Source organism: Butyrivibrio sp., assembly GCF_024699075.1.
In genome coordinates this window covers 1-2,243 of the sequence record NZ_JAILQF010000246.1, presented here as the reverse complement: position 1 = coordinate 2,243, position 2,243 = coordinate 1, and the positions used below count along the sequence as shown (strand labels likewise).

Annotated in this window: 4 protein-coding genes; all 4 read left to right on the top strand. The window is 36.6% G+C overall.

Annotation, left to right across the window (positions count from 1 at the left end; translation table 11 throughout):
* Window positions 1–383, top strand: a 383-nt coding sequence (locus tag K6G87_RS10055) for a hypothetical protein (RefSeq protein ID WP_296836574.1), incomplete at its 5' end; no start/stop codon positions are given.
* Entirely contained in the window at window positions 355–969 is a 615-nt protein-coding gene (locus tag K6G87_RS10050; protein WP_296836572.1) for an HAD family hydrolase, read from the top strand. The genes K6G87_RS10055 and K6G87_RS10050, both read left to right, overlap by 29 nt.
* A 25-nt stretch (window positions 970–994) precedes the next feature.
* Window positions 995–1,519, top strand: coding sequence for a histidine phosphatase family protein (locus tag K6G87_RS10045; RefSeq protein ID WP_296836571.1), 525 nt, complete (start codon window positions 995–997; stop codon window positions 1,517–1,519).
* Window positions 1,516–2,243 (top strand): carbon-nitrogen hydrolase family protein (locus K6G87_RS10040; protein WP_296836569.1); only part of this gene is annotated, 728 nt, incomplete at its 3' end. The genes K6G87_RS10045 and K6G87_RS10040, both read left to right, overlap by 4 nt.

The window sequence follows — 2,243 nt, the reverse complement described above, 5'->3', positions numbered from 1 at the left end:
AGTCTGATGAAGAACTATCTTTTCTTTTCGGATACTATGCTCATCTTATAACGGATGCTGAGCTTCAGCGTACTATACGTGATCCTCAGCGAGTTGCTGCAGCATGGAAAAGAGCAAAAGAATATCCTGAAATAGCTAGCGATTCAGAAGGAATGGAAGAGACTTGGGATAATTTAAAAAAATTTTTTCCGAGTAGAAAAGAAAGATCCAAGGACTATTTCGTTATAGAAAGAGAGTATTTGGATTCACATCCGGAATCAGGGTATTTTACAGAGATAAAAAAATTGGAGGAGTTTCCGGATTACATTGATTATTTGCCAGAGGGAGCAATTGGGACAAAGGTAATGGTAAAAAATGGAAGGAATAAAGTGGTTATTCTTTGATATAGGTTCTACATTAGCAGATGAGAGCTTAGTTTATGAGGAAATATACAGGAAGATAGCGAAGGCAGCTAATATGACGTATGACTTTGTTTATGAAAAAGCACTTGAGTATTATAAGCAGAACAAAAGAGGCGATAAAGAGGTTAGTAAACTCCTTGGAGTTGAAAAGCCTATTTGGGAACCGCAGTATGAAAGGTTATATGATGATGCAAAAGAATGCCTTGAGCGACTTAGCAGAAAATATAAAATAGGCATTATAGCGAATCAGATACCTGGTACAGAGCAGAGATTGGAAAAGTTTGGGATAAGAAAGTACATAGATGTTATCGTGGCATCAGCAGAAGAAGGTGTTGCAAAGCCAGATAGAAGAATGTTTGAGATTGCTCTTGAAAGAGCCAACTGTTCTGCTGATCAGGCTGTTATGGTTGGAGATCGGATAGATTACGATATTGTTCCTGCTAAGAATATGGGAATGAAAACTATCTGGGTTAAGCAAGGCATGGGGCAATATTGGATTTTCTCTGATGAAAGCGAAAGACCGGATTATGAAATAAATAGATTATCTGAATTGCTTGAGATTATTTGATTATAAAGTCATTTAAGGGGGACAAATGTCAAAATATTATTTTATACGCCATGGTGAAACTGATTTTACAGAAGCAGATACAAAGATATATCAAGGATGGGGATTTAATATGCTTACTTTATCTCGAAAAGGTATATCACAGATAAGGGATGCAGCTAATGATCAAAGGTTAAAGGATGCCCAAATAATAGTGACTTCACCATACGGAAGAACAATGCATACGGCAGCTATTCTATCGAAAGAGCTAGGCATAGATATGGTTGTTGAAACTGATCTGCATGAATGGGTGGCTGATGCAGATTATAATTATCTGCCAGAAAAAGAGGCTATGACTAGCTTCAGAGATTTTTCTGAAAACAAAGGTATAATGAATGCCGACTGTAAGTATAATTGGGAAACAGCAGCGAGTATCTTTAAGAGAACAAAATCTGTTTTAGAAAAATATAGTAATTATGATGCTGTTATTATTGTGTGTCATGGAACTGTGATGCAGTATTTTCTAGGAGTTGAGCATCCAAATAACGGTCAGATTGAGGAGTATATGCTATGAAAATGGCAGCATATCAATTTGATGTAACTGGGAATATCGAAGATAATTTGAAAATAATCAGAAGATCTGTTGTTGAATCTTCCGAACAAAAGGTTGAACTTATAGTTTTTCCGGAGTGCGCATTATCTGGCTACCCACCAAGAGATATGTCGAGTTCATCTGATGTTGATGAATGTGCAATACGTGATGCAATATCAGATATTCAGGCCATGTCCGAGAAATGTGGCATTAGTATAATTATTGGAACAATTGCTTTTGAGAACGGCAAATACTACAACAGAGCATATTATTTTTCTCCGGACAAGCCTATGCAGTGGTACGGCAAAAGAGCTTTGTATGGTTGGGATGAAGAGAATTTTTGCGCAGGCGAAGAATCAGGTATTTTTAATATCGCTGGTCTGCATGTTGGAGTAAGAATCTGTTATGAAATACGATTTCCGGAATACTTCAGGCAATTGTATTTGGAAAACACAGATTTGAATATAGTTCTTTTCTATGATGTTGCTGATAAGGCAGATGATAACAGATATCAGCTTATAAGAAGTCACATTATAACCAGAGCAGTAGAGAATGTAACTCCGTGTTTGACAGTTAATGCAACTTTTCCTAATCAAACTGCACCGACATGTTTTGTAGATGCATCAGGAAAAGTATGCGCTGAACTTGAACAAGGTAAAGAAGGTATGCTTATTTACGGTTTTGAGAAAAAGAAACTTGATTTTGG

Coding starts and splice junctions, on each gene's coding strand:
- K6G87_RS10050 (WP_296836572.1), top strand. CDS start 355: ATGGAAGGAATAAAGTGGTTATTCTTTGATATAGGTTCTACATTAGCA.
- K6G87_RS10045 (WP_296836571.1), top strand. CDS start 995: ATGTCAAAATATTATTTTATACGCCATGGTGAAACTGATTTTACAGAA.